The following is a 4,324-nucleotide window of genomic DNA, read 5'->3' as shown; positions in this document are numbered from 1 at the left end:
CTGGCGGATCTGCTCCACATCCAGGAGCATGTCCGGCTCATCACCAACCGGGACACCAAGGCGACGCTGAAGGTCGTCGCGGCCGACGCGGCGACGGTGTCGGGCAAGAAGGCCAGCCGGGTGCTCGTCGACGAGCTATGGCTCTTCGGCAAGAAGGCGAACGCGGACTCGATGCTGCGCGAGGCGGCCGGCGGTCAGGTGTCGCGTCCGGAGGGCTATACGCTCTACCTCACGACGCAATCCGACGAGCCGCCCGCCGGCGTCTTCAAGGAGAAGCTGGCCTACGCTCGCGACGTCCGCGACGGGAAGGTCGTCGACAAAGAGTTTCTGCCGGTCCTGTACGAATTCCCGGAAGAGATGCTTGCCAATGACGAGCATCTGAACCCGGCAAACTTCTACATCACCAACCCGAACCTCGGCCGATCGGTCAGCCAGTCGTGGCTCGAGGCGCAATTTCGCAAGATCGAGAACGCCGAGGACGGCACCAAGCAGGTCTTCTACGCGAAGCATCTCAACGTCGAGATTGGCGTCGGGCTGCGGCACGATGCCTGGATCGGCGCGGTCTACTGGGCCCAGGCGAAAGCTGCGGTGGAATTGTGGGACGGTTCGCTCGAAGGTTTCCTCGAGCTGGTCGAGGTTGCCGTCGCCGGCATCGATGGCGGCGGGCTCGACGATCTGTTCGGCCTGGCGCTGCTCGGCCGACTGAAGTCGGATCCACGCACCTGGCTGATGTGGAACCGGGCGTGGGCGCATCTCGATGTGTTCGAGCGGCGCAAGGACATCGTCAGCAAGCTGACCGACTTCATGTCGGAAAGAACGCTGATCAAGTGCGTGGAGCCGACGCAGGACCTGGTTGAGGTCGCGGATCTCCTCGAGCTGGTGAAAGACGCCGGCCTGTTTCCCGCCGAGGCGGCGATCGGGCTGGATCCGCAAGGCGTCGCCGCCTTGGTCGACGAGCTGTCCGGCCGCGGTTTCACGGCCGACCAGCTGGTCGCGGTACCGCAGGGCTTCCGCCTTACCGGTGCGATCAAGGGCACCGAGCGAAAGCTGAAGGACGGCACGCTGAAGCATGCCGGCCAGCTGCTCATGAACTGGTGTGTCGGCAATGCGAAGGTCGAACCGCGCGGCAGCGCGATCCTGATCACGAAGCAGATGTCGGGCGTGGCGAAGATCGATCCGCTGCTGGCCGGCTTCAACGCCGTGCAGCTGATGACGCGTAACCCGCGCACCAACACTTTCGAATATACGGGAATCTGAGCATGGGAATTCTTGACCGTGCTCGCGCGGCTACTCGCGCCCTCCGTGGCGATCGCGCCAACGACGTCGCCGTATCCGCCGACGAACCTGCCGGCATGCCGATGGGGCCGGCGTCGTCGGCGATCGTCGCCTCGGCCGATGGCATGAACGACACCAGCGGGCTGACCTTCCTCAACCTGCTCGGTGGCACTCGCGGCGCGCCGATCGGCGAGCAGGCGGCGATGTCGTCGCCGGCGGTGCTGCGCGCGCTCGAGGTCCTGACCGGACTCTTCGCGATGGCGCCGCTGATCTATTATCGCTCGGAAGGTACGGGCAAGGTCCGCGTTGACGACGCGCCCCAGGCAATCATGCTCCGGACGCGCACGAACGACGTCCAGAATGCCTTCCTCTTCAAGGAGGTGATGCTTGGCGATCTGATCATGACCGGCAAGTTCGCCGGCTATATTCACCGCGACGGGCTCTATCGCGCCGGCAAGCTCACCCGCGTCAATCCGCAAGGCGTCACGCCGGCGTCGAGCTGGGACAAGGCCGACGGGCTCGAGGTGTTCTACGATACGCACCTCCCGAACGGCACGTTCGAGCGGCTGACGCGGAACGATCTCTGGTACATTCCCGGCTTCTCCCGCGATGGTCTCGTCGGCATCGATCGGCTGAAGATCCTGCAGGACACGTTCGAGGCGGCCGCGGCGACGTCGTCCTTCGCCGCGCGCTTCTGGGAGAACAATGCGCAGCCGTCGACGATCCTGACGTCGAAGGCGAAGATGGAGCAGGACGACAAGACCAAGCTCAAGACCGACTGGCAGAAGCGCTTCTCCGGACCGAAAAATGCCGGCCAGGTCGCCGTGCTCGATCAGGAGATGGACGCCAAGTTCCTCGCGCATGACAACGCGAAGAGCCAGTATATCGAGGTCCGCGCGTTCTACGTCGTCGAGATCGCCCGCGCGTTCGGCGTCCCCCCGCATATCGTCTTCGAGCTGAGCCGCGCGACGTTTTCGAACATCGAGCAGCAGAGCCTCGAGCTGATCCTTTATTCGATGATGGGGCACTTCGAGCGCGTCGCCGCGGCCGCAACGCACCAGTTCGCCGAGCCCGGTCACTTCTTCGAGTTCCTGCCGGATGCCCTGCTCAAGGGCGACATCAAGAGCCGCTACGAAGCTTACGGCGTCGCGATCGACAAGGGCATCCTCAACCCGAACGAGGTTCGCCGCATGGAGAACCGCAACGATCGCGAGGGCGGCGACGAATATCGCGTCGGCTCCGGATCCGCGATCGAGGGGCAGGCTCCGACCGCGCCCGTCGATCACCGCCCGCCCGAGCAGACCCCGCCGAAGCGCAACCGCTCGGCCGACGACGAGGATCCAGCATGAACGACCGTATTCTAGCGGCCATCCGGTCCGTGCCCTGGGCGATCATGCCCGGCTACCTCGAGGCGATCGAGGCGATGGCGATCCGCGCGCTCGATCACCCGGCCGTCCAGGCAGTCGCCGAGGACGGGCACGTCGAGCGCCACTTCGAGGCGATCGCGCAGATGGGCGAACGCGCGGCGGGCACGCGATCGGCCGCGATCCGCGATGGCGTCGGCGCGCTGCCGATCTTCGGCCCGATCCTGCCGCGCGCGGCGATGATGAGCCCGTCGGGCGGCGGTGCGGTCGCGCTCGATCTGCTCGCAGCCGACTTCCGCGCCCTTCAGGCCGACCCGGCGGTTCGCATGATCCTGCTGGTCGTCGACAGCCCGGGCGGCGTCACCACCGATATCGCGCAGTTCGCGCGCATGGTCGCGCAGTCGCCTAAGCCCGTCTCCGCGCACGTCACCGGTATGGGATGCTCGGCCGCCTACTGGATCATCAGCCAGGCGAACCAGATCTCGATCGACGCGACCGCGATGGTCGGCTCGATCGGCGTGATGATGGGCGGCAGCATCCAGGAGAACCCCGACCAGGCCGGCCGGCGCGAGATCGCGATCGTCAGCAAGAACGCACCGAACAAGCGCCCCGATCTCACCACCGAGGAGGGGCGCGCGATAATCAGCGGCACGGTCGACGCCATCGAGGACGTGTTCATCGCAGCGGTCGCACGCGGCCGCGGTGTCACCGAGGCAGTTGTCCGCAGCGACTTCGGACAAGGCGGCGTGCTCGCCGGCGGTCCGGCGGTGAAAGCCGGCATGGCCGACCGCGTCGAGGCCGACGGCCTGGACGGCGCGATCCGCCGCCTTTCGACCCGCACTTCCTCCACCCGGCGCACGGCCGCGGAGAACACCCTGAAGCTTGCGCACGCCCGCGCCGGCCTCTGAAACCCCAGGAGACCTACCTATGCGCATCACCGCGCTCAAGACGAGCCTTGCCGGCGTTCTCGCGGCAGCCGAGCTGATCACGACCACCGCGACCGCCGATGGCGACCGCGACCTGACCGCCGAAGAGCAGACCGACTTCGACGCCAAGATGACCGAGGCGGCCGGTATCCAGGCGAAGATCGGCCGCGAAGAGCAGGTTCTCAAGCTGAAGGCGTCGACCGCGGCGCCGATCGTCGTCGGCACGCCCGCCGGCGGCCCCGGTACCGTACCGGCCGCGCCTGCCGTGGCACTCCCTGCCGGCACGATGTTCACCCGCATCACCATGTCGCTGGCAGCCTGCAACATGGACCAGCGCGCTGCGGCTGCTCACGCCGAGCAGCTGTGGGGCACCGAGACCGGCCAGATCGTGGCGAACCAGGAGCAGTCGACCAACGTGAAGGGCGGTTTCCTGGTCAACACGGCCTACAGCGCCGACTTCGTCGATCTTCTCCGCCCTCGCGTCGTCGTGCGCCGCCTCGGCGCGCGCTCGATCCCGATGCCGGATGGCAACCTCAGCATGCGCAAGAAGACGCAGGGCACGACCGCGGGCTATGTCGGCGAGCGCCAGCCGGCGCCAACGACCGACGTGCAGGTCGGCATGATGTCGATGTCGGCAAAGACGCTGCGCGCGCTCGTGCCGATTACGAACCAGCTGATCCGCCGCGCCTCGATCGGCGTGGTGCAGATGGTCCGCGACGATCTGCTCGAGGGCGTGGCGGTCAAGGAAGACGCCGTGTT

The 4,324-nt window shown here is 66.8% G+C and carries 4 protein-coding genes; all 4 read left to right on the top strand.

Annotation, left to right across the window (positions count from 1 at the left end):
• On the top strand, positions 1-1,257 hold a 1,257-nt coding region (locus tag C8J43_RS21715; protein ID WP_133032638.1), incomplete at its 5' end, for a terminase TerL endonuclease subunit.
• Between the two features lie 2 nt (positions 1,258-1,259).
• The gene (locus C8J43_RS21710; RefSeq protein ID WP_133032637.1) at positions 1,260-2,624 is read left to right on the top strand and encodes a phage portal protein; all 1,365 of its coding nucleotides are present in this window, start codon (positions 1,260-1,262) and stop codon (positions 2,622-2,624) included.
• Positions 2,621-3,547 carry a S49 family peptidase gene (locus tag C8J43_RS21705; protein WP_133032636.1) on the top strand — a complete coding sequence of 309 codons (927 nt, stop codon included), beginning with the start codon at positions 2,621-2,623 and terminating at the stop codon, positions 3,545-3,547. Before C8J43_RS21710 ends, C8J43_RS21705 begins: the two co-directional genes overlap by 4 nt.
• Before the next feature lie 19 nt (positions 3,548-3,566).
• Positions 3,567-4,324, top strand: a 758-nt coding sequence (locus tag C8J43_RS21700) for a phage major capsid protein (RefSeq protein WP_133032635.1), incomplete at its 3' end; no start/stop codon positions are given.

Source organism: Sphingomonas sp. PP-CE-1G-424, assembly GCF_004341085.1.
Classification (GTDB): Bacteria; Pseudomonadota; Alphaproteobacteria; order Sphingomonadales; family Sphingomonadaceae; genus Sphingomonas.
The sequence above is the reverse complement of the archived record's forward strand: the minus strand, read 5'-3'. Positions and strand labels throughout refer to the sequence as shown.

Excerpts from the sequence above, each read along its gene's own strand:
- C8J43_RS21705 (WP_133032636.1), top strand. The coding sequence starts at position 2,621 with ATGAACGACCGTATTCTAGCGGCCATCCGGTCCGTGCCCTGGGCGATC.
- C8J43_RS21710 (WP_133032637.1), top strand. The coding sequence starts at position 1,260 with ATGGGAATTCTTGACCGTGCTCGCGCGGCTACTCGCGCCCTCCGTGGC.